At 69.0% G+C, this 19,059-nt stretch carries 22 protein-coding genes; 14 read left to right on the forward strand and 8 right to left on the reverse strand.

Features of this window, described 5'->3' with window-relative positions; genetic code table 11:
• Nucleotides 1-21: 21 nt before the first annotated feature.
• The 4 genes from E6N53_RS12455 to dcd all read right to left on the reverse strand — a co-directional run bounded on the left by E6N53_RS12455 (nucleotide 22) and on the right by dcd (nucleotide 3,876).
• Complete coding sequence (locus E6N53_RS12455; protein ID WP_142859753.1) at nucleotides 22-1,620, reverse strand: 2-oxo acid dehydrogenase subunit E2; 1,599 nt, start codon at nucleotides 1,618-1,620, stop codon at nucleotides 22-24.
• Nucleotides 1,621-1,691: 71 nt separating this feature from the next.
• Nucleotides 1,692-2,396 (reverse strand): class I SAM-dependent methyltransferase, encoded by a 705-nt coding sequence (locus E6N53_RS12460; RefSeq protein ID WP_236642350.1) that lies wholly within the window; start codon nucleotides 2,394-2,396, stop codon nucleotides 1,692-1,694.
• Nucleotides 2,393-3,295, reverse strand: a complete 903-nt coding sequence (locus E6N53_RS12465) for a thiamine-phosphate synthase family protein (protein ID WP_142859757.1) — start codon at nucleotides 3,293-3,295, stop codon at nucleotides 2,393-2,395. Before E6N53_RS12465 ends, E6N53_RS12460 begins: the two co-directional genes overlap by 4 nt.
• Nucleotides 3,292-3,876, reverse strand: a complete 585-nt coding sequence (dcd, locus tag E6N53_RS12470) for a dCTP deaminase (RefSeq protein WP_136592129.1) — start codon at nucleotides 3,874-3,876, stop codon at nucleotides 3,292-3,294. The genes E6N53_RS12465 and dcd overlap by 4 nt, the downstream gene beginning before the upstream one ends.
• Nucleotides 3,877-4,014: 138 nt before the next feature.
• Between dcd and E6N53_RS12475 the strand changes: the two genes are divergently transcribed.
• The 10 genes from E6N53_RS12475 to E6N53_RS12520 all read left to right on the forward strand — a co-directional run bounded on the left by E6N53_RS12475 (nucleotide 4,015) and on the right by E6N53_RS12520 (nucleotide 9,308).
• Nucleotides 4,015-4,773: a response regulator gene (locus E6N53_RS12475; RefSeq protein WP_161596558.1), complete on the forward strand. Its 759-nt coding sequence runs from the start codon at nucleotides 4,015-4,017 to the stop codon at nucleotides 4,771-4,773.
• Between the two features lie 65 nt (nucleotides 4,774-4,838).
• Nucleotides 4,839-5,177, forward strand: a complete 339-nt coding sequence (gene pth2 / locus E6N53_RS12480; RefSeq protein WP_136592131.1) for a peptidyl-tRNA hydrolase Pth2 — start codon at nucleotides 4,839-4,841, stop codon at nucleotides 5,175-5,177.
• A complete protein-coding gene (truD, locus tag E6N53_RS12485) occupies nucleotides 5,177-6,562 on the forward strand; it encodes a tRNA pseudouridine(13) synthase TruD (RefSeq protein WP_142859763.1) in 1,386 nt (461 codons plus the stop codon). Before pth2 ends, truD begins: the two co-directional genes overlap by 1 nt.
• A gap of 91 nt (nucleotides 6,563-6,653) precedes the next feature.
• The gene (locus tag E6N53_RS12490; RefSeq protein WP_136603443.1) at nucleotides 6,654-7,382 is read left to right on the forward strand and encodes a DUF2103 domain-containing protein; all 729 of its coding nucleotides are present in this window, start codon (nucleotides 6,654-6,656) and stop codon (nucleotides 7,380-7,382) included.
• A 101-nt stretch (nucleotides 7,383-7,483) separates the two neighbouring features.
• Nucleotides 7,484-7,756, forward strand: coding sequence for an eL43 family ribosomal protein (locus E6N53_RS12495; protein WP_142859765.1), 273 nt, complete (start codon nucleotides 7,484-7,486; stop codon nucleotides 7,754-7,756).
• A 7-nt stretch (nucleotides 7,757-7,763) separates the two neighbouring features.
• Nucleotides 7,764-7,898, forward strand: coding sequence for a DNA-directed RNA polymerase subunit P (locus E6N53_RS12500; protein WP_103424606.1), 135 nt, complete (start codon nucleotides 7,764-7,766; stop codon nucleotides 7,896-7,898).
• A gap of 9 nt (nucleotides 7,899-7,907) precedes the next feature.
• On the forward strand, nucleotides 7,908-8,183 hold the full coding sequence (locus tag E6N53_RS12505; RefSeq protein ID WP_136603444.1) for a KEOPS complex subunit Pcc1: 276 nt from the start codon (nucleotides 7,908-7,910) through the stop codon (nucleotides 8,181-8,183).
• Nucleotides 8,184-8,342: 159 nt separating this feature from the next.
• Nucleotides 8,343-8,732 carry a prefoldin subunit beta gene (locus E6N53_RS12510; protein ID WP_136592136.1) on the forward strand — a complete coding sequence of 130 codons (390 nt, stop codon included), beginning with the start codon at nucleotides 8,343-8,345 and terminating at the stop codon, nucleotides 8,730-8,732.
• Nucleotides 8,733-8,735: 3 nt separating this feature from the next.
• Nucleotides 8,736-8,987 (forward strand): DUF3194 domain-containing protein, encoded by a 252-nt coding sequence (locus tag E6N53_RS12515; RefSeq protein WP_136592137.1) that lies wholly within the window; start codon nucleotides 8,736-8,738, stop codon nucleotides 8,985-8,987.
• Between the two features lie 120 nt (nucleotides 8,988-9,107).
• Nucleotides 9,108-9,308 carry an HVO_0649 family zinc finger protein gene (locus E6N53_RS12520; protein WP_136603445.1) on the forward strand — a complete coding sequence of 67 codons (201 nt, stop codon included), beginning with the start codon at nucleotides 9,108-9,110 and terminating at the stop codon, nucleotides 9,306-9,308.
• A 37-nt stretch (nucleotides 9,309-9,345) separates the two neighbouring features.
• On the opposite strand, the gene E6N53_RS12525 is transcribed toward E6N53_RS12520, so the two are convergent.
• Both E6N53_RS12525 and E6N53_RS12530 read right to left on the reverse strand, forming a co-directional pair.
• Nucleotides 9,346-11,244 carry a DUF2070 family protein gene (locus tag E6N53_RS12525; RefSeq protein WP_142859767.1) on the reverse strand — a complete coding sequence of 633 codons (1,899 nt, stop codon included), beginning with the start codon at nucleotides 11,242-11,244 and terminating at the stop codon, nucleotides 9,346-9,348.
• 125 nt (nucleotides 11,245-11,369) lie between these two features.
• On the reverse strand, nucleotides 11,370-11,927 hold the full coding sequence (locus E6N53_RS12530; RefSeq protein WP_142859769.1) for a GMP synthase subunit A: 558 nt from the start codon (nucleotides 11,925-11,927) through the stop codon (nucleotides 11,370-11,372).
• 291 nt (nucleotides 11,928-12,218) lie between these two features.
• Here E6N53_RS12530 and E6N53_RS12535 point away from each other — a divergent pair, with 291 nt between their 5' ends.
• Both E6N53_RS12535 and E6N53_RS12540 read left to right on the forward strand, forming a co-directional pair.
• Entirely contained in the window at nucleotides 12,219-13,988 is a 1,770-nt protein-coding gene (locus tag E6N53_RS12535) for a receiver/sensor box histidine kinase (RefSeq protein WP_142859771.1), read from the forward strand.
• Nucleotides 13,989-14,178: 190 nt separating this feature from the next.
• Complete coding sequence (locus tag E6N53_RS12540) at nucleotides 14,179-15,891, forward strand: bifunctional metallophosphatase/5'-nucleotidase (RefSeq protein WP_161596559.1); 1,713 nt, start codon at nucleotides 14,179-14,181, stop codon at nucleotides 15,889-15,891.
• A gap of 59 nt (nucleotides 15,892-15,950) precedes the next feature.
• Here the strand turns inward: E6N53_RS12540 and E6N53_RS12545 are convergent, their stop codons facing one another.
• Both E6N53_RS12545 and E6N53_RS12550 read right to left on the reverse strand, forming a co-directional pair.
• Nucleotides 15,951-16,502, reverse strand: a complete 552-nt coding sequence (locus E6N53_RS12545; RefSeq protein WP_142859773.1) for a DUF7097 family protein — start codon at nucleotides 16,500-16,502, stop codon at nucleotides 15,951-15,953.
• Between the two features lie 93 nt (nucleotides 16,503-16,595).
• Nucleotides 16,596-16,742 (reverse strand): rubrerythrin-like domain-containing protein, encoded by a 147-nt coding sequence (locus tag E6N53_RS12550; RefSeq protein ID WP_142859776.1) that lies wholly within the window; start codon nucleotides 16,740-16,742, stop codon nucleotides 16,596-16,598.
• Between the two features lie 124 nt (nucleotides 16,743-16,866).
• On the opposite strand from E6N53_RS12550, the gene E6N53_RS12555 reads away from it, so the two are divergent.
• Together E6N53_RS12555 and E6N53_RS12560 are read left to right on the forward strand one after the other, a co-directional pair.
• A complete protein-coding gene (locus tag E6N53_RS12555; RefSeq protein WP_142859778.1) occupies nucleotides 16,867-17,235 on the forward strand; it encodes a DUF192 domain-containing protein in 369 nt (122 codons plus the stop codon).
• 173 nt (nucleotides 17,236-17,408) lie between these two features.
• Entirely contained in the window at nucleotides 17,409-18,947 is a 1,539-nt protein-coding gene (locus E6N53_RS12560; protein WP_236642374.1) for a (R)-citramalate synthase, read from the forward strand.
• Nucleotides 18,948-19,059 lie beyond the last annotated feature (112 nt).

The following is a 19,059-nucleotide window of genomic DNA, read 5'->3' on the forward strand; positions in this document are numbered from 1 at the left end:
GAGAGGAACCGATTCCGACAGTCAGCGCCCGCCCGCGCTGATGACGAGCGGCCAGGGGTTCTCGACGTGTTCGACCAGCGACCCGAGGAACCGCGCCGCGTCGGCACCGTCGACGATGCGGTGGTCGAACGAGAGGTCGAACGAGATGCGCTTGCGGACGCCGACCTCGTCGTCGCCGATGGGGACCACCTCGTCCTTGATGGTGTTCACCCCGAGGATGGCGACCTGCGGGGGGTTGATGACCGGGTCGAACGACTCCACGCCCAGAACGCCGAGGTTCGAGACGGTGAACGTCCCGCCCGAGAGGTCCTCCATCGTGTAGTCGCCCGAGAGCGACTTCTCCGTGACCGCGCGGCGCTTCTGGGCGAGTTCGGCCAGGGAGAGTTCGCCCACGTTTCGGACGACGGGCGCGATGAGCCCCTCGTCGATGTCGATGGCGACGCAGATGTCCTGGGCCCGGTGGAGGCGGTGGACCTCCTCTTCGAAGGTTGCGTTGAACGCGGGGTGCTCGTCGAGCGTGGCCGACAGCGCCAGCAGGAGGACGTCGTTGACGGTGACCTTCGGGTCGAGCGCGTCGTCCGCAGCGTCGGCGGCCGCCAACAACTCCTCGGCGTCGGCGCCGCGGTGCTCCGTGACGTGGACCGCCTCCCTGTCGCTTTGGCCCAGTCGGTTGGCGATGGTCCGACGCATCCCGCTCAGTGGCCGCTCCTCGTCCCGCGTGCCGACGTCGGCGGCGTCTGCCTCCGCGGCCTCACCCTCGGCGACTTCGCCGTCCCCGGCCGCCCGGACGTCCGCCTCGGTGATGGCCCCGCTGGGGCCGGACCCCTCGACGGTCGCGAGGTCGACGCCCAGTTCTCGAGCCAGCCGCCGGACGCGCGGCGGGGCGAAGACCCGGCCCTCGGCAGCCGACACCTCGGCCGGCTCCTCGTCTGCGCCCGCCTCCGCCGTCGCCGACTCGGCGGCCGCTTCGACGTCCTCCTCCGAGACCGCGCCCTGCGGACCCGTGCCCTCTACAGTCGTGAGATCGACGCCAAGCTCTTCGGCGCGCTTTTTCGCTCGCGGCGTCGCCTTCACCGACCCGGCGTCGCCACCGCTCTCTGCAGCGGCTTCGACGTCCTCCTCCGAGACCGCGCCCTGTGGTCCCGTGCCCTCCACGGTCGTGAGGTCGACGTCCAGTTCCTCGGCGCGTTTTTTCGCCCGCGGCGTCGCTTTCACCGACTCGGCCGACTGCGACCCACCTGTCGAGGTCGCCGACGGCCCGTCGAAGCTCGCCGCCTGCGGTGACGGCCCGTCACCGGACTCGGCCGCTTCGTCTTCGGTGTCGGCCTCCGCGTCGGGTTCGGCCGCCGACTCCCCCTCGAGGAGTCCCGAGACGTCCTCGTCGGGACCACCGACGATGGCGACGTCGCCACCGGGTTCGACGCTGTCACCGACGTCGAGGAGCATCCGGTGGAGCACCCCGTCCTCGCGGACCTTGATCTCGCCGGTCGTCTTCTCGGACTCGATCTCGGCGACGACCTGTCCGGACTCGACCTCGTCGCCCTCGTCGACGAGCCACTCGACGATCGTCCCCTGGTCCATGTCCATACCCAGCTTCGGCATCTTGACAACGTAGCCCATGTCAGACAGATACACGAGCGAGTGGGTCAAAAAACTACAACACCCGGCGAAACAGGCCCCGTATCCCGAGTCTACGCGGCGTCGGCGACGGTCCCGACGCTCAGTCGGGCGTACCCCATCGCGTGCGTCTCGTGTTCGACGTCGACACAGCGGTCGAACAGCGCGCGGTGGGCGGCGACGACCCGCCGGTCGAGGAGCGCCGCCGGCGACGTCGCCAGTCGAGACCGGGTCCCCGGCGGCGAGGTGCCGCGAACGACGATGCGGAAGACGTCGTTGAGTGGGCGGCCGACCGGGTGAGTGCTCCGCGCGAGGTCGAGGAGGCCGAGTCGTCCACCGGGCCCGACGATGTCGGCCCACGCGTGGACGACGCTCGCGGGGTCTGTGAGCATGCCCGAGACGAACGAGGCGAAGACGGCGTCGGCGTCGCGGACGGGCGGGCGGGTGGCGTCGCCGCGGACCACGCCGACGTGCTCACAGTCGCCTGCGACCGTGTTCAGGCGTCGGTCGCGAGCGATTTCGAGGACGCCGGGGGTGAAGTCGACGCCGAGAACACGGCCCGCTGGGCCGACCCGGGCGGCGAGAGACGGGAGGTTCGCACCGGTGCCACAGCCCATGTCGACGACGACCCCGCCGTCTGGTGGGGCGAGTCGCTCGGCGGCGCGCTCGCGGAGGCTCTGGACGCCCGGAGCGCGGCGGGCGATGGTGTCGTACAGGCGTGCCCACCGGGAGTAGAACGCCTGCGTCGTGGCGACGCCCCCCTCGGCGCGACGGGTCACAGCAGGTCGCGAACGCAGTCGGCGACGGTCGGCGCGTCCGGGCCGAGGAGATACGTGATGGGCTCGATGCCGTAGCCGCCGGTCTGATAGAGGACGAACACGTCGGTGAGCGCCGGGGCGTCGGCGAGCACCTCGCGGACGCCATCGACCTCGTCACCGTCGTCGGGCGAGAACTCGAGACAGACGTAGCCGGCCTCGGAGAGCGATTCGACGAGCGCCGGGTCGTACCGGACGTTGACCGCGGCGCGCGCTGACGTGGACTCGCGCGCGGCGAGTAAGACCGACGCGACGTACTCGCTCACGCCGAACTCGGGGTCGCCGGGCACCGTCGCCTGCCCTTTCACGTCGAAGATGCGCCCAGGGACCGCCGCGACGTCGTCGAGCCCCGTCGCCTCGGGGAGGCACTCGACGAGGTTCGAGCCGACGTTGGGGATGAGCGTGGAGAAGCCCGAGGCGTTCGTGAGCGTCCGAATCCCACGTCTGACGGACGAGCGGACGCGCTCTGTGGTCCGGACCGCGCTGTCGGGGTCGTGGATACGCGCGTGGTCGACATCCGCGAGCGCCGGCATCATCTCCTCGTGGAGGTCGGCGAGGAGGTCGCCGCGCTCCAGCCGACGGATGAGAATCTCGCTCTCGACGAGTGCCTGCACCGGCGTCATGTCGCTGCTGGCGAGGCCCTCGCCGACCCGGGTCACGAGTTCGCGAACCCGGTCGTCGGTCGCGACCCGGTCGTTGCGGGCGACCTCGCCGTGGGCGTACTTCGAGACGGCGCTCTGGCTGATGCCCAGGACGGACGCAACCTCGCTCTGGGTGAGCCCCTGCGCGCGAAGGTCCTCAGCGAGCATCGAGCGGAACGTCGGGAGGAACTCCTCGACGACGACCTCCTCGATGAACTTCATCGGTCGGCGAACTCCGGGTCCTCGCCGATTCGGGACGCTTGCGGTCCGCGCTGACCCTGGTACTTCGAGCCCCGTTCGGTGCCGTACGGGCGCGTCGCCGGCGACGTTAGTTCGGTGAACGTCAGCTGAGAGATGCGCATGTCGGGCGTGAGGGCGACGGGTGCGCTCCCGAGGTTCGAGAGTTCGAGCGTGATCTGTCCCTCGTACCCGGGATCACAGAGCCCGGCCGTCGCGTGAACGACGATGGCGAGTCGGCCGAGCGACGAGCGTCCCTCGACGTGAGCGACCAGATCTGGCGGGATCTCGACGCGCTCTTTGGTCGTCCCGAGGACGAAATCGCCCGGGTGGAGGATGAACTCCTCGCCCTCGGGAACGTGGGTCTCTCGGACGTACTTCGACACCTCGTCCTCGCGGTTGGGATGAATACACGGGATGTTCGTCCGCTGGAACTCGAGAAACTCCGAGCCGAGACGGAGGTCGATACTCGACGGCTGGACCTGCATGTCGACGTCGTCGAGCGGTTCGACGACGAGGTCGCCCTCGTGCAGACGCGCGAGCAGGTCCGTATCGGAGAGAATCATACAGGGATGCCGGTTACGGGCGGATTTAGTTTTTCGTGTCGACGACGCGGGACGGAACACGTCGTGGACCTGTCGGAAGGCGTCCCGACACGTGTCGAGTGCAATACATATTTCAGTCCACACACACTGAACAGAACTGTGACGGACGGTCCTCCCGAACGAATCCACGTCCTCCACGTCGACGACGACCCGGACTTCCTCGCGCTCGTCAAGCAGTTCCTCGAGCGGGTCGACGAGGAACTCCGCGTGATTCCGGCCGAAGGTGTGCCAGCGGCGCTCGACCGCCTCCGGCGTGACGACCGCATCGAGTGCGTTCTGAGCGATTACGACATGCCGACCGTCGACGGACTCGACTTCCTCGCCCGTGTCAGGGACGTCGCCCCGCGACTTCCGTTCGTCCTCTACACCGGACAGGGAGACGAGGCGGTGGCGGCCGCGGCGATCTCGGCCGGCGTGAACGACTACATCCAGAAGGGCGCGAGGACGACCCACTATCTCAAGCTCAGCGTCCGCATCAAACGCGAGGTCGAACGGCGACGGGCCGAAAGAGAGACCGAGACGCGCCTGGCGGCCCTGGAGGCCGCCCGGGACGGCATCTGTATCCTCGACGCTGACGGCCGTGTCGAGTACGCGAACGCGGCGTATCTGGACCTGTACGGCTACGAGCACGCCGACCTCGTCGGGACGCCGTGGGAACGGCTCCACCCCGAGTCCGAAGTCGAGTTCATCACCGCCGAGGTGCTTCCACACCTCGACGAGCACGGCGAGTGGGCGGGCGAGAGCGTCGGCCGCCGGGCGGACGGGACGACGTTCCCCGAGTCGAAATCGATGGCTGCACTCCCCGACGACAAACTCGTCATCGTCGCCACGGCGTTCACCGACTCGACGGCCACGTAGCCCGACGAGAGTCGAACGAGCGCGCGGATAGCAGGAGACTTCAGCCCGGGCCGAGGAGGGATGGTATGAAGCAAGCCATCGCGGCGCGGACCGACCTCGGCATGGGCCGGGGCAAGCTCGCCGCACAGGTCGCCCACGCGTCGTTGTCGGCGTACGAGGACGCCTCCGACGCGACGCGGAAGGCGTGGAAAGGGTCGGGACAGAAGAAGGTCGTCCTCAAGCTGTCGGGCGAGCAGGCGGTGTTCGACGTCGCCTCGGAGGCCGAACGGCTCGGCCTCCCCAACGCGGTCATCCGCGACGCCGGCCACACGCAACTCGACCCGGGGACGGTCACGGCAGTCGCCGTCGGCCCGGCCGAGGACGACGAGGTCGACCGCGTGACCGGCGACCTCTCCCTGTACTGATGCGTGACGCTCACCCGCGAGAGCGGACGGTCGGGATGGCGTGGTACGCGAGCGACGCCGAGGGAATCGGGGGGCGACTCAGGGAGCAGCCGACGGACTTCCGGGTCGAAGAGGTCGAGACGGTCGAGGCCGCCCCGGCCGATAGCGACGTCGGCGACTACGCGCACCTGCTCGTCCGGGCGACGCTGCACGGCTGGGACACCAACGACTTCGCCGCGCGACTCTCCGACGCGCTGGGGATGAGCCGCGAGCGCGTCTCGTGGGCTGGCACGAAGGACAAACACGCGGTGACGACCCAGCTGTTCTCCCTGCAGGGCGTCTCCGCGGACGACGTCCCCGACGTGAACAACGCCGACGTCGAGGTGGTCGGCCGACTCGGCCGCGCGCTCCAGTTCGGCGACCTCGCGGGCAACGAGTTCTCCATCAGGGTGCGCGACCTGGCCTGTGACACCGAGACGGCGCGCGGCCGAGTCGCGGCTGTGACGGACGACCTCACAGCCCTCGTGGACGGGACGGGGGAGCGCGCACGCGTCGGCGTCCCCAACTACTTCGGCCACCAGCGGTTCGGGTCGCGCCGGCCCGTCACGCACGTCGTCGGCCTCCACGTCGTCCGCGGCGAGTGGCGCGAGGCCGTGCTCGCGTACTGTGGCGACCCGGCGGACACGGAACCCGAGGCGACCCAGGACGCTCGCGCCATCGTCGACGAGGAGGCCGCGAGCGACGACCCCGACTGGCAGCGAGCGCTCGACGCCATGCCGGGCTATCTGCGGTACGAACGGTCGATGCTCCACCGGCTGGCAGAGGGGAGCGGTGAGACCGAAGACGTGGACGAGGACGCCCGGTTCAGAGACGCGCTCGAGGCGGTTCCGTCCAACCTCCAGCGACTGTTCGTCAACGCCGCGCAGTCGTACGTGTTCAACCGAATCGTGAGCGAGCGCCTCGAGCGAGGGCTGCCGCTGTCGCACCCGGTCGAGGGCGACGTGGTCTGTTTCGCCGACCGCTCGCTGGACGAGGACTTCGCCGTGCCCGACACGAGTCGCGAGCAGCGCGTCACGGCACGGCGTGTCGACATCATGGGGAAACACTGCGCACGCGGGCGGGCGTTCGTCACCGCGCCGCTCGTCGGGACCGAGACCGAACTCGGCGAGGGAGAGCCGGGAGACATCGAGCGGGAGGTCCTGGCGGAACTGTCTCTCTCCCCGGCGGACTTCTCGCTCCCGGGGGCGTTCGACTCGACGGGGACGCGCCGGGCCGTGCTGGTGCGGACGCGGCTCGACGCGACGGTGGACGACGAGGGGGCGACGTTCGACTTCGCGCTCCCCAAGGGGTCGTACGCGACCGTCGTGCTCAGGGAGTATCTGAAGACGGACCCCCTGGAGCTCTGAGAGCGACGGCGAGCGGACGGGGAACGCGAGCGGGGGCGTGGATGCGGAGTGAACCGGACGGGCTTTTACGCTCGCACCCGGAACGGGGGATATGAACTGTCGGCGGTGTGAGTCCCCGATCGAGCGTCCGGGCGACTACTGTCTCACCTGCGACACCGCCAACTGTGACACGGTCGTCGTCGACGTCTCGAGAGACCGGGCGACGCTAACGATGCTCGACGAGGAACGGGTGGTCGGGGAGTTCACCGTCACCACCATCCCCGAGGAAGGGGGCGAAAACGGCGTCGTCGAACTCCGGAACTTCGCCGGACTCGTGGCGGACGAGATCCACCGGAAGCGACCCGACGAGGTGTACGTCTCGGGGGAGCATCGCGTCATCCGTGAGGTCCGCGCCCAGTTACACCTCGACGTCTTTCGGGTGCGAGACGACTCGGACCCCGTCGACTCCGTCCTCTCCAGACGTGGTGAGCGCACGCTCGAGGTCGTCGAGGCGTCGCCGAAGGAGAAACTCGGCGGGAGCCACACCACGCTCATCGGCGGGCGTGAGGGGCGACGCGCCATCGGGGTGGTGGCCGAACACCCCCACGTGAAGAAGGTCGTCCCCGGCCCCATCGAAGCGGGCGGGATGAGTTCGCGGAAGGGGCTCAGAGCGAAGGTGACGCGCGCGGACGGGAACGGCAACGTCCGACTGCTCCTCCGTGACGGCTCCAGCGTCCAGGAGAACCGGGTCGTGACCACGGCGATGGACCGCGAGACCGGCGAGCGCGTGCGTGAGGACCTCAACGCGGCGCTCCGGGACGAGGCGTTGCAAGACGGCTGAGGGGAGCGCGAACGAGACGGGGTGGCGGGTGTGACGCCGTCACAGGCGCGGCGCGACGACTCGTAGGGTTTATCCCTCCGCTCGGGGTACTTCGCAGCACTATGGCCGACAGCAAATCGAGCAAGGTCGGGAGTGCCGGCCGGTTCGGCGCGCGGTACGGGCGCGTGGCCCGCCGACGTGTCAAGGAGATCGAAGCGGAGATGCGCGACTCGACGGTCGACGGCGACGACGTCACGCGCGTCGGCACGGGTATCTGGAAGAACGAGCGCACCGGCGAGGTGTTCACCGGCGGCGCGTACCGCCCCCAGACGCCCGGTGGCCGCCAGGTCACCCGCTCCATCCGCGCGGCGCTCAGCACCGAGAGCGACGAATAGGACGACGATGAGCTACAAGTGTTCCCGCTGCAAGCGTGATGTCGAACTGGACGAGTACGGCGGCGTCCGGTGTCCGTTCTGCGGGCACCGCGTCCTCCTGAAAGAGCGCGCACCGACGGTCAAGGAAGTCCCCGTCGAATAGCCGAGTGCGGTGACGCCGACGGCTCACTCCGGCGACGACTACCCCCACACCATCGGCTTGTCCTTCGAGTACGACGACGAGCGGCGCGCTCGCCTCGTCGGTGACGCCGTCGCCGTCGAGGTGGGTCAGATCGACGACGACCGTTCGACGGCGCGTGTCAACCGCGACGGCGAGACGCTTCGCGTCGACGTGTTCGCTCACGACCTCGTCGCCCTCCGCGCGGGTGTCAACACGTGGGTCCGCCTCGTCGAGACCGCCGAGGACGTCTGCGAACTGGCCGGCTGAGCGGTCGGGGACAGGTGGCGAGCGTCCGCCGCGGCGGGGCCACGGCGTCGCTCGTCTCCCCCGGGTCACAGAACCGAACGACGGGAACGACTCACACGATTTCGGGTCTCACGAGGACGAATACGGGGCTTTTTCAGGGTGGATACCTTCCCCTCGCGTATGCAGGGAAGCCTACCGCCGGAAGCGCAGGAGAAGCTCGAAGAACTGCAGGACCTCCAGGAGACGGCCCAGAAAGTCGCCGCCCAGAAGGAGTCCGCCGAGTCGACACTGAACGACGCACAGACCGCCCTCGACGCCCTCGACGACATCGACGAGGACACCGTCATGTACCGCGAGGTCGGCGAACTGCTCGTCGAGACCGACTACGACGAGGCCTACGAGAGCCTCGAAGACCGCGTCGACACGCTCGAGATTCGCGTCGAGCAGCTGAACAAGCAGGAGTCGCGCGTGCAAGAGCAGTTCGAGGACCTCCAGCAGGAACTCCAGCAGATGCTGCAGGGCGGCGCCGGTGGCGGTCCGATGGGCCCCGGCGGCGCTGGCGGCGCGTAAGCGATGCCGACGGACGAGGAAGTCGTCCAGACCGCGTCGGAGGCCGCCGAGGGACTCATCTTCGAGCGGTACAAACAGAGCGCGGTGCGTGACGTCGACGTCACCGTCAGCTTCGAGGAGGGCGTCCTCGACGTCGACGTCTACCTGAACGCGCCCGACGACGAGAAGGCACAGCGGGTCGCCGACGAGGCCGCACGCGCGGCACAGGACGCCGTCGACGACCTGTTCGCGGCCGAGCAGGACGAACCGCAGTAACTGCAACACGCGTCCGTTCTCGTTCGACTCACAGCCCGGGAGCGACGGCGCTCGCCCCGGCGTGGTGTGTCCACGCGACCCACCGCAGGGGCTATTACGATACGTGTTGTATGGTAACACATGTCTGCCTGGCGTACGAGCGGGACGACGCCACTCGACCGACTGAAATCGCAGTACGACCGTAACCTTCGGTGTGGTGAGTGCGGCTACGTCGACGAGGAGGGGGAGTGGCAGGCGCGGATGACGGGCGACCGCGTGGACTACCGTCACCTCTGTCCGAGCTGCGGGGCCGTCGAACACCGGACGCTCGAACTCCGCTGACACCGACGGTGTCGTCGACGCGTGGCGAGCGTGAGCCTCAGGTGAGGAAGAAGATGAGCACGCTGACCGCCATCGCGGCGAGGATGACCGCGCCGGCGAGGGCACCGCCGAGCGAGACGACGGCGTTTGCGTGACTCGCGAGCGTCTCCGTCCGGTCGTTCCCGAACACCGTGACCTCGGCCCGTTCGGTCGCCATCCCTGCGGAGACGGGTTCGCAGTCCGCGAGCGCCTCGTCGACGAGGTCGGAGACGAGTCCAACGAGTTCGTCGTGGTCGAGGACGGCACCGACCTGGTTGTCCGCCTCGACGGTGTTGACGATGTGGGTGTCGGTGGTCATCACCTCGCTCACGTCGATGCGGTCGTCGAGCGCGTCGATGATCCGGTCGCGCAGTCCGGGCTCCATGTTGTTGCCGTCGACGAGGACGTACGCCGTCGTCTGTCCGTCGACCTCCGTGACCGTGACGCGGATTCCGAGCGGGCCGATACCGTCGACGGGGCCCCACGGCGTGTCGTCCCAGGCCGTGCCGAGCAGGAGTTCTCCCCGCGGTGCGGTCGCGAGACGCCGCCCGACGTCGCCGGCCGCCTCGATCATGTCGAACGAGCGCTTCGAGCCGGGGGTGACGTGCCCCAGGTCGGGGCCGTCGAGGCCGTTGTTGGAGTTGTGCGCGTCGACGAGGAGGACGTTCTTGTGCCCCGCCGTGCGCGCCTCGGTGGCGGCCGAGAGGCCGACGGCGTACTCGACGTCGTCGGCGAAGCCCGGGGCGTACGTGGAGACCAGGAGGGCACTATCGTCGAACGCCTGGCCGAGCATCTTCGCCTCGCCGGACTGCACGCGAACGCTCTGAGTCGCCTCCAGCGAGTAGGTGATCTTCTCGTACGCGCGGTCGACCGCGTCGAGGATGGTGTCGACCTCGCGCTCGGTGACGAGGTTGAAGTCGTGGCCCGCGGTCGCGTGGGGCGGGAACGCCAGCCCCTCGGCCCGCGCGGCGACCCGCTCGGGGAAGTTCCCCCCACCGATTTCGCCCATCGGTCCCGGGTGAATCATCGGGAGAATCCAGCGCGCCTTCTCGCTGCCGTCCAGCCGGCGGAACGAGAGGACGGTGACGGGGACGATGGCCTCCTGACCGAGCTGTTCGAAGAAGTCCTCTAACTCCCGAGAGCCTTCGATGTGGCCGATGAAGCCGCGGAGGAAGTCGAGCATCGACACGCCGAGCGACCGCTCCCACGGGCGGTCGATGACACGGATGAACACGTAGACGGCGGTCGCGTAGATGAACGAGGTGACGACGAGCAGCGCGAAGTGGTTCGGGCCGACGATGAGCAGTTCCGGCGGTGCGCGGTCCGCGCGAGCGAGGTAGGGCATCATATACGCCTGCAGGAGGGGCCCACCGACTTCGAGGAAGCGGACAGTCCCACTGTAGACGAACAGCAAGACCGCGGAGGCGACGGTCTGGATGCTCGCGGGCACCGCGGCGACGAGGATCGACGACCGCGACACCGCCATCACCACGAGGAGGCGAAACGCGAAAATCGACGAGAGCGCGATTACGAGCACGTCGAAGACGAACGTCTGGCCGAGCGGGGTGACGACGGTGACGACGGCCGCGGCCGTCAGGGCGACGACGAGGATGAGCTCGCAGACGAGCGCCAGGAGTGACGACCGGTTGGGCGTGAGCTTCCCGCCGAGGAAGCGGTCGACGCCGGCGGTCCCCACCGAGGCGATGACCGTCGGGATACCGATGTAGAAGACTCCCTCCCACGCGTCCTGTCCGACGATGAATACCCGTCGCCACGACTCGGTCGCGCTCCCGGAGTCGAACGCCGCGATGCCGGCCATCGCGGCGATGAGGAGGGCGAAGCCGAGGCTCGTGTACCACCTCGGCGCGCGGAAGATGAAACGCGACAGCCCAGCGAGGTCGCTCTGTGTCGCCGTCATCGTGCCCCTCTACCCCATCGAAGTGGTAAAGTCCTCTCCTTCGCCGTCAGACGGACGGCAGACGCGCTCGTACTCCTGATTTTTCTGAGAGTGTCGTAGACCGAAACCGCAGCGGCCCGCCGCTGTCAGCGTCGACAGCGAGCGACGAAGTTCTCGAACACCTCGTCGCCGCGTTCGGTGTGAGCGACCTCCGGGTGCCACTGCACGCCGTAGAGTTCGTCGGCGGCGTTGCTCATCGCCTCGACGTCACAGACGTCGCTCCGCGCCGTCAGCGTGAATCCCGGTGGGACCTCCTTCACCTCGTCGGCGTGGCTCGCCCAGACGCGCGTCGTAGGCGCGAGCGACCCGACGAGCGGGTCGTCCGGGTCGACGATGTCGACGTCGACGTCGGCGTACCCGCCGTAGTCGCCGCCCCCGACGGTGCCGCCGAGTTCGTCCGCGATGAGTTGCATGCCGAGACAGATGCCGAAGACGGGGACGTCGACGTCGAGGTACTCGCGGGAGTGGCCGATGCGGTCCATCGACGGGCCGCCCGAGAGGACGACGCCGTCCACGTCGGCGACGACCTCGTCGGGCGGGGTGTCGTTGTCGACGAGGTCGGCGTCGACACCGATGTCACGGAGCGCGCGCTGTTCGAGATGGGTGAACTGCCCGTGGTTGTCGACGACGGCGATACGGGTCATTGCGCCGAGATAGTTCGCAGCGGCGTAAAAGCGAATCGAAACCCGGGCTTCCCGACGCCTTCGCGCCCGCCCCGCGAGCGGACCGGTCGGCAGCGTGCGACTCGGGGGCGATACCGGGAGACGGCAGAGGCCGGAATACCGACCACAGCGACCGAAACTGCACACTGCTGACGGACGAGAGGCAGCAGTCCGCACCGATGTCGAGGCGTGGGCAGCGAACTGCCCGAGTGGACGACGTTCTGTCGACCCAACCGATACGGCTTTGGAGCCGTCTATCAGACTAGGTGACAGATGACAGAGGGGGTCACCGCGGTCGTTCTCGGAGACGAAGGCTCCGAGGCCGCTGCGGCGGTCGCACGCGCACTCGACGACGGGACTGTCCGGACCACCGCCTCCGTCGACGAGGCGAGCGCGCTGTCGCGGGAGGTCGACTGCGTCGTCGTCACGTCGACCGGCCGGGCGAGGGCGTTGCTCGAACGGCTCGACGGCGAGCCCGCCTGTCCGGTCGTCGTATTGACGGCGCGCGCGACGCCGGTGACGGACCGGACACGCGTCCGACACCATCCCGCCGACGCGCTCGGGACGCTGGGAGAACGGCTCGTCGACGCCGTCCTCGCCGACAGGGAGCGACAGCGAGCCGCGAACCGGGCAGACGACGGCGACAGGGGGCTGGCCGAGCGCGAGGCCGCCTACCGGACGCTGGTGGAACACATTCCGAACGGCGGCGTCGCGCTGTTCGACCGGGACCTGCGGTACACGTGGGTCGGCGGCGAGGTGTTCGAGCGGGTCGACCTCGACCACGAGAACATCGCCGGAAAGACGCTCGAGGAGGTCCACTCGCCGGCGTTCCTCGACGCGAACGCCGACGCCTATCGGCGCGCGTTCGAGGGGGAACGCGCCTCGCTCGCGTTTGTCTACGACGACCGACACTTCCGACTGGACATCGTACCCGTTTCCGACGGCGACGAGGTGGTCGCTGGACTCGCGATGACGCGCGACGTCACCGACGAGGTCGCGGGCCAGCGCGACCTGCTGGTCCGGACGCGCGCGATGGACGCCGCCGCAATCGGGCTGTGTCTCACGGACCCCAACAGACCGGACAACCCGCTCATCTACGTCAACGAGGGATACGAGCGGATGACCGGCTACGACGCCGAGGAGGTGCTCGGGCGGAACCCCAGACATCTCAAGGGACCGGAGACCGAGGCCGAGGCCAGCCGACAGATGCGCGAGGCCGTCGAAAACGCCGAATCCGTCTCCGTCGACGTCACGAACTACCGGAAAGACGGCACGCCGTTCGTGAACCACGTCGACATCGTCCCGCTCTTCGACGACGAGGGTGACCTCGTCCACTTCCTCGGCTCGCAGGTCGACGTGACCGACCAGTACGAGCGCGAGCGCGCGCTCGCCAGACAGAACGAACAGTTGGCGGAGTTCGCGTCCATCGTCAGTCACGACCTCCGGAGCCCGCTCGCGGTGGCCCGCGGACGCATCGAACTCGCACGGGCGACGGGCGACCTGTCGCACCTCAAGCAGGCGGAGACGGGCCTCGAGCGAGCGTCGGAACTCATCGACGACCTGCTGACGCTGGCCCGCGAGGGGCAGACACTCGACCCCGCCCGCGTCGAAACGGTCGCCGTCGACGCCGTCGCCCGCGCCGCCTGGGACACCGTCGACACCTCGGGGGCGACGCTCACCGTCGTGGACGAGTGGACGGTCGACGCCGACGAGAGCCGCCTCCGCCAACTGTTCGAGAACCTCTTTCGGAACGGCGTCGAACACGGCGCGACGGGTGGCCGGTCGGTCGAGGTGCGAGTCGGCCCGCTGTCGGAGCGGTGTGGCTTCGTCGTCGAGGACGACGGTCCCGGCGTCCCCGAGGGGGTGAGCGAGCGCCTGTTCGAGGCGGGCGTCACCACCGCCGAGGACGGGACGGGGTTCGGCCTCGCCATCGTCCGGAGTATCGCCGAGGCGCACGGGTGGGCGGTCCGACAGACCGACAGCGAGCGGGGCGGTGCGCGCTTCGAGTTCGACGTCCCGTGTCTCGGGAGCGACGACGACTGAGGAGCCAGGGCGCGGTGCTCACGACGCGGTCCCGGTTCGTCCCGCAATCGCAATCGCAATCGCGAGCGGGGGAACCGCTCGGAGCCCCGGCTGGAGAGACGCCGGATGCATCTGTATGAACACTCGGCCCGTCTCCGTCGCCGAGATGTTCTCAGTAATGTATATCCGTCCGTGACCGGAACAGATGTCTATGCCCGATCAAGTCCGATCGGTGTCACGACGACAGGTGTTGAAGACGCTCGGTTCGACCGGTCTCGTGGTCGGTTTGGCCGGTTGTGGTGGCGACGGGGGCTCCAACTCGGCCGCCGGCGAGACCGAGACGGGGACACAGAGCCCCGAGCCGGAGTCGACCGACTCCCCCGAGCCGGAATCGACCGAGTCCGCCGAACCGGAGTCGGTCAGCGGGACGGTCACGCTCATTCACGACACGCATCTGCAGGGCCGTTACGGCAGTCTCGAGGACGCGGAGAACATCGCGAACTACGTCGGGCTGATGGACCAGCTCACCGAGGAGTATCCAGACGCAGTGCGCGTCGGCGTCGGTGACGACCTCGCGTCGTCGGTGTTGTCGTCGGTGTTCAACGGCGCACACATCGTCGACGCGCTCAACGTCGGCGAACTCGACTACGACGGGTTCGGCAACCACGACTTCGACATGGGGCCGGACACGTTCCGCGAGCAGGTCGAAAACAGCGAGTTCCCCTGGCTCAGCGCGAACTGCCTCGACAGCCGGACCGGCGAGGTGTTCGCGAGTGAACAGGGCGCACAGCGGTACGCGCTCACCGAAGTCGACGGGGTCACCGTCGGACTGACCGGAATCCTCACCGAGGAAGCGCCGAACATCGCGTCGATGGGGGAGCACGCCGAGGTGACCGACCCAGCGACGGCGCTGCAGGAGGTCGTCCCGCAGATGCGCGAGGAAGGTGCCGACGCCGTCGTCGTGCTCTCTCACGTCGCCAGCCCGGCCGTCGAGTCCGAGGTCGCACCGAACGTCGATGGCGTCGACGCGTACGTCGGCGACCACGCCGCACAGGCGTACGAGACGCCGAACGTCGTCAACGGCAGTCTGGTGTCGATCATCGGTGACGAGTTCCAGTACCTCGCCGAGCTTCACCTCGAGGTCGAAGCGGGCGAGGTCGTCTCCCACGAGTTCACGCGGCACGCCACGGCCGAGGCGGTCGGGCGCGGGCTCGAACCGAACGCCGAGGTCGCCCAGCTCGTCGAGGACTATCGCGCACAACTCGACGAGGAGGTGGGTCAGGAGATCGGGCGCACGGAGACGGCCCTCGACTGCCGGGAGAACGTCGTCCGCCGCGAGGAGTCGAACATGGGCAACTACATCGCGGACGAGATGCGCGAGGCCACCGACGCCGACGTCGCGCTGATGAACGGCGGCGGCATCCGGACCGACAGCCAGTACGGCCCGGGGGCGCTCACCCAGCGGGACGTCTTGAACATCCTCCCGTTCGGGAACGAGCTGACCGTGCTCGAGGTCACCGGCGAGACGCTGCTCGCCGCGCTGGAGAACGGCGTTAGCGAGGTCGAACGCCTCTCGGGGCGGTTCCCGCAGGTGTCGGGGATGCAGTTCACGTACGACCCGAGCAACGAGGTCGGGAACCGAATCGTCGAGGTCAGCCTCGGCGGCGAGTCGGTCGACCCCGAGGCGACCTACACCGTCGCCACCAACAACTTCGTCGCCGGCGGCGGTGACGGCTACGAGATGCTCACGGACGCGACCCGTGTGCTCACGCCGGGCAACGGCCCGGTGCTGGCGAGCCTCATCGTCCGCCGTATCAGGGCTGAATCACCCATCGCGCCCGAGGTCACGGGCCGGGTCACGGTACAGAACCCGACGTGGGAGCCGCTCGTCGCCGAGGCACTCGCGCCCGTTCTGGCCGCGTAGGTCCCCCGACGGACGGTCGACGGTCCCGCTCGGAGCCCCGTGGAGCCGAGCGGGCCGAGTCAGCAGTCGTCGGACGACGTGTCGTCGGACGGCGCGGAGGTCGAGGCGTCGGCCCGTTCCCGCGCGGAGGTGAACCCGAGTTCGGCCTGTTCTTTGCTCCGACGCTCTTCGCGGGCGGCGAGCGCTTCCGTCGTCGGGGCCGCGTCGTCGTCGATGCGGGCGAACGACTGGTGCACCTTCGCGTGACACCACCGACAGAGCGTCACGGTGATCTCGTGGCTCGTGCCGCGGTCGTGGTACGAGAGGTGATGCGTCTCGAGGAGCGGGCGGGCGGACTCGTGGGCGAGTCGGACCTCTTCGAGCCCACAGCGCTGGCAGGCGCGTGCCTTCGTCGTCGAGCGGTAGTGCGGACAGTCGCGCCAGGTCGCCCCCTCCGCGGCGGCGACGCACTCGTAATCGGCCCGCCGACGGTCGGTGGCGAACGCGGGGTCGTGGCCGGCGCGGTCCAGCGCGTACCGGCACCGGCCGTCGTTCGTCAGGTGGTCGCACGGGCCGGCGACCTCGTAGGGGTCATCGACGCCGACCGGCGTCCCCTCGGGCGTGCGCTCCATGGACGAGAGAAGGGGTGCGTGCAGTTGAAACTGTGGGGGAGTCGACGTGCGGACCGTCCCGACGGGCGTGGTCCCGGCGGCCACGTCCCGCGTTCACTGCTCTCGCGGGACGCTGAGGTCGCGCACGTCGCCGCCACAGGCCGAACAGCGAATCGGCTGGGTCTCGGCCTCGGTTCGCCTGCCGCAGTCGAGACACTCGAACGTGCGAACGTCCGGGGTGTCGTAGGGGTCGTGAGGCATCACATCACGACATCTGGTAGCACGAAACATAAATCGGCGAACCGGTTCCAACCGAGTGAGAACGCGGTCGGGTGCGGGCGGCCGGGACGCGAGTACTTTTTTCACTGCCGAGTGAAGGGCGGACGTGCGACTGGTACACGAACACGACGACGTAACCCGGACGCTCGCCACCCGGGTCGAGGTCGCGGAGTCGAGGCTGGCGCAGGCGCGTGGGCTGATGTTCCGCCGGTCGGTCCCCGACGAGTACGCGCTCGTCTTCCCCTTCGACGGCGTCGGGTCGCGAAGCCTCCACATGGTGTTCGTGCCCTTCTCCATCGACGCGGTGTGGCTCGACGGGGCCGAGGTGACGAAGGTCGAGCGACTGCGGGCGTGGACCGGTCTCGGGTGGGGGCGCGCGGACTGCGTGGTGGAGTTGCCGGCGGGTGCGGCGGCCGACGTCGCCGTGGGCGACAGGATTCGTATCGTCGAGGACCGCGTCGACGGTGACAACTGAGTACATCGGCCGACGGAAGGGTACGGCGCTGCCGGAATCCGACTCATTTAAGTCACGGGAGTGTCACCCTTGGTATACAATGTCGGAACACACCCCGACGGAGGATAGAGGAAGTCGCCGCGAGGCGGCTGGCCGTGAAATTCCCCGACGAGACTGACCGACAGGACCCCATTTTGACAGACACCAACCTCTTCGAGGGTAGCGACGGCTCCCTCGTCTCGGACACCACAGTACAGCTTCTCGACACCACACTGCGCGACGGCGAACAGGCACCCGGCATCTCGCTCACGCCGACCGAGAAGGCCGACATCGCCCGCGCGCTCGACCGCGCCGAGGTCCAGTACATCGAAGCCGGCAGCGCCTGTACCGGCACCGGCGAGCGCGAGACCATCCGCAAGGTGGCCTCGCTCGACCTCGACGCGACGGTGACCTCCTTCTGCCGCGGCATCCAGAAGGACATCGACCTCGCGCTCGACTGTCACGTCGACGGCGTCAACCTCGTCGTCCCCGCGAGCGCGCGCCACATCGAGGACAAGGTCGGGACGACTTACGAGGACAACGTCGCCGCGACCGAGGAACTGGTCGAGTACGCCAAAGACCACGGCCTCTGGGTCGAGGTCATCGGCGAGGACGGTTCGCGGGCCGACCTCGACTACCTCGAAGAGTTGCTCGGGAGCGCCCTCGACGCGGGCGCAGACCGCATCTGCTTCGCCGACACGGTCGGCCACGCGGGGCCCGAACGCGCCTACGAGGCGGTCTCTCGGCTCTCGGCCCTGGGCCCGACGAGCACCCACACCCACGACGACCTGGGTCTCGGGATGACGAACGTCTACGCCTCCCTGAAGGCCGGGGCGGACCTCGTCCACTGCACGGTCAACGGCATCGGCGAGCGCGCGGGCAACGTCGCCCTCGAAGAGGTCGCCATCGCCTTACACCACGTCTACGGCGTCGACACCGTCAAACTCGACGGGCTGTACGACCTCGCACAGGTCGTCTCGCGGAAGACGGGCGTCGAACTCCCGCCGAACAAGGCGGTGGTGGGACAGAACGCCTTCACCCACGAGAGCGGTATCCACACCGACGGCACGCTGAAGGACGACGCGATGTACGAGCCGTACGAGCCCGAGACGGTCGGGCGGGAACGACGGCTCGTCCTCGGGAAACACGCCGGCCGCGCGGGCGTCCGCGCCGCGCTCGACGAACACGGCGTCGACGTCTCGATGAACGAACTCAAGCAGGTCGTCCAGCGGGTGAAAGAGCTCGGCGACCGCGGCAAGCGCGTCACCGACGCGGACCTCCTCACCATCGCCGAGGACGTCCAGGGTCGCGAGCGCGACCGCCGGGTCGAGCTTGTCGACCTCACGGCCGCCTCCGGCGGGCGGACGCCGACCGCGAGCGTCCGTCTCCTCGTCGACGGCGAAGAGCGCGTCGCCTCGGGCACCGGGTCGGGCCCGGTCGACGCCGCCGTCGAGGCCGTCCGCGCCGCGCTCACCGCGAGCGCCGACGCGGAACTGGAGTCGTACCACGTCGACGCCATCACCGGCGGGACGGACGCGCTGGTGACCGTCGAGGTCGAGATGTCCCGCGGCGACCGCTCGGTCACCGTGGCCGCGAGCGACGCCGACATCACGCGGGCGAGCGTCCAGGCGATGGTCGACGCACTCGACCGCCTTCTGGCGGCCGACTCACAGCACGTCCCGGCCGACGACTGACCGGCGCTCGACGTGTGGAGCGCGCGCGGCCCGGCGTCACCGACTCCACTCGCGCGGCTCGTACGTTCGAGCGGGGTACCGTCATTTATCCCTCACGAGCCCTCCAGTCGGG

The organism is Salinigranum halophilum (genome assembly GCF_007004735.1).
In the GTDB taxonomy this organism is placed as follows: domain Archaea; phylum Halobacteriota; class Halobacteria; order Halobacteriales; family Haloferacaceae; genus Salinigranum; species Salinigranum halophilum.

What these genes read in the sequence shown, in the direction of transcription:
- E6N53_RS12455 (WP_142859753.1), bottom strand. Translation starts at nt 1,620, where the DNA reads ATGGGCTACGTTGTCAAGATGCCGAAGCTGGGTATGGACATGGACCAG.
- E6N53_RS12465 (WP_142859757.1), bottom strand. Translation starts at nt 3,295, where the DNA reads ATGAAGTTCATCGAGGAGGTCGTCGTCGAGGAGTTCCTCCCGACGTTC.
- dcd (WP_136592129.1), bottom strand. Translation starts at nt 3,876, where the DNA reads ATGATTCTCTCCGATACGGACCTGCTCGCGCGTCTGCACGAGGGCGAC.
- pth2 (WP_136592131.1), top strand. Translation starts at nt 4,839, where the DNA reads ATGAAGCAAGCCATCGCGGCGCGGACCGACCTCGGCATGGGCCGGGGC.
- truD (WP_142859763.1), top strand. Translation starts at nt 5,177, where the DNA reads ATGCGTGACGCTCACCCGCGAGAGCGGACGGTCGGGATGGCGTGGTAC.
- E6N53_RS12490 (WP_136603443.1), top strand. Translation starts at nt 6,654, where the DNA reads ATGAACTGTCGGCGGTGTGAGTCCCCGATCGAGCGTCCGGGCGACTAC.
- E6N53_RS12495 (WP_142859765.1), top strand. Translation starts at nt 7,484, where the DNA reads ATGGCCGACAGCAAATCGAGCAAGGTCGGGAGTGCCGGCCGGTTCGGC.
- E6N53_RS12500 (WP_103424606.1), top strand. Translation starts at nt 7,764, where the DNA reads ATGAGCTACAAGTGTTCCCGCTGCAAGCGTGATGTCGAACTGGACGAG.
- E6N53_RS12510 (WP_136592136.1), top strand. Translation starts at nt 8,343, where the DNA reads ATGCAGGGAAGCCTACCGCCGGAAGCGCAGGAGAAGCTCGAAGAACTG.
- E6N53_RS12515 (WP_136592137.1), top strand. Translation starts at nt 8,736, where the DNA reads ATGCCGACGGACGAGGAAGTCGTCCAGACCGCGTCGGAGGCCGCCGAG.
- E6N53_RS12520 (WP_136603445.1), top strand. Translation starts at nt 9,108, where the DNA reads ATGTCTGCCTGGCGTACGAGCGGGACGACGCCACTCGACCGACTGAAA.
- E6N53_RS12525 (WP_142859767.1), bottom strand. Translation starts at nt 11,244, where the DNA reads ATGACGGCGACACAGAGCGACCTCGCTGGGCTGTCGCGTTTCATCTTC.
- E6N53_RS12530 (WP_142859769.1), bottom strand. Translation starts at nt 11,927, where the DNA reads ATGACCCGTATCGCCGTCGTCGACAACCACGGGCAGTTCACCCATCTC.
- E6N53_RS12535 (WP_142859771.1), top strand. Translation starts at nt 12,219, where the DNA reads ATGACAGAGGGGGTCACCGCGGTCGTTCTCGGAGACGAAGGCTCCGAG.
- E6N53_RS12540 (WP_161596559.1), top strand. Translation starts at nt 14,179, where the DNA reads ATGCCCGATCAAGTCCGATCGGTGTCACGACGACAGGTGTTGAAGACG.
- E6N53_RS12545 (WP_142859773.1), bottom strand. Translation starts at nt 16,502, where the DNA reads ATGGAGCGCACGCCCGAGGGGACGCCGGTCGGCGTCGATGACCCCTAC.
- E6N53_RS12550 (WP_142859776.1), bottom strand. Translation starts at nt 16,742, where the DNA reads ATGCCTCACGACCCCTACGACACCCCGGACGTTCGCACGTTCGAGTGT.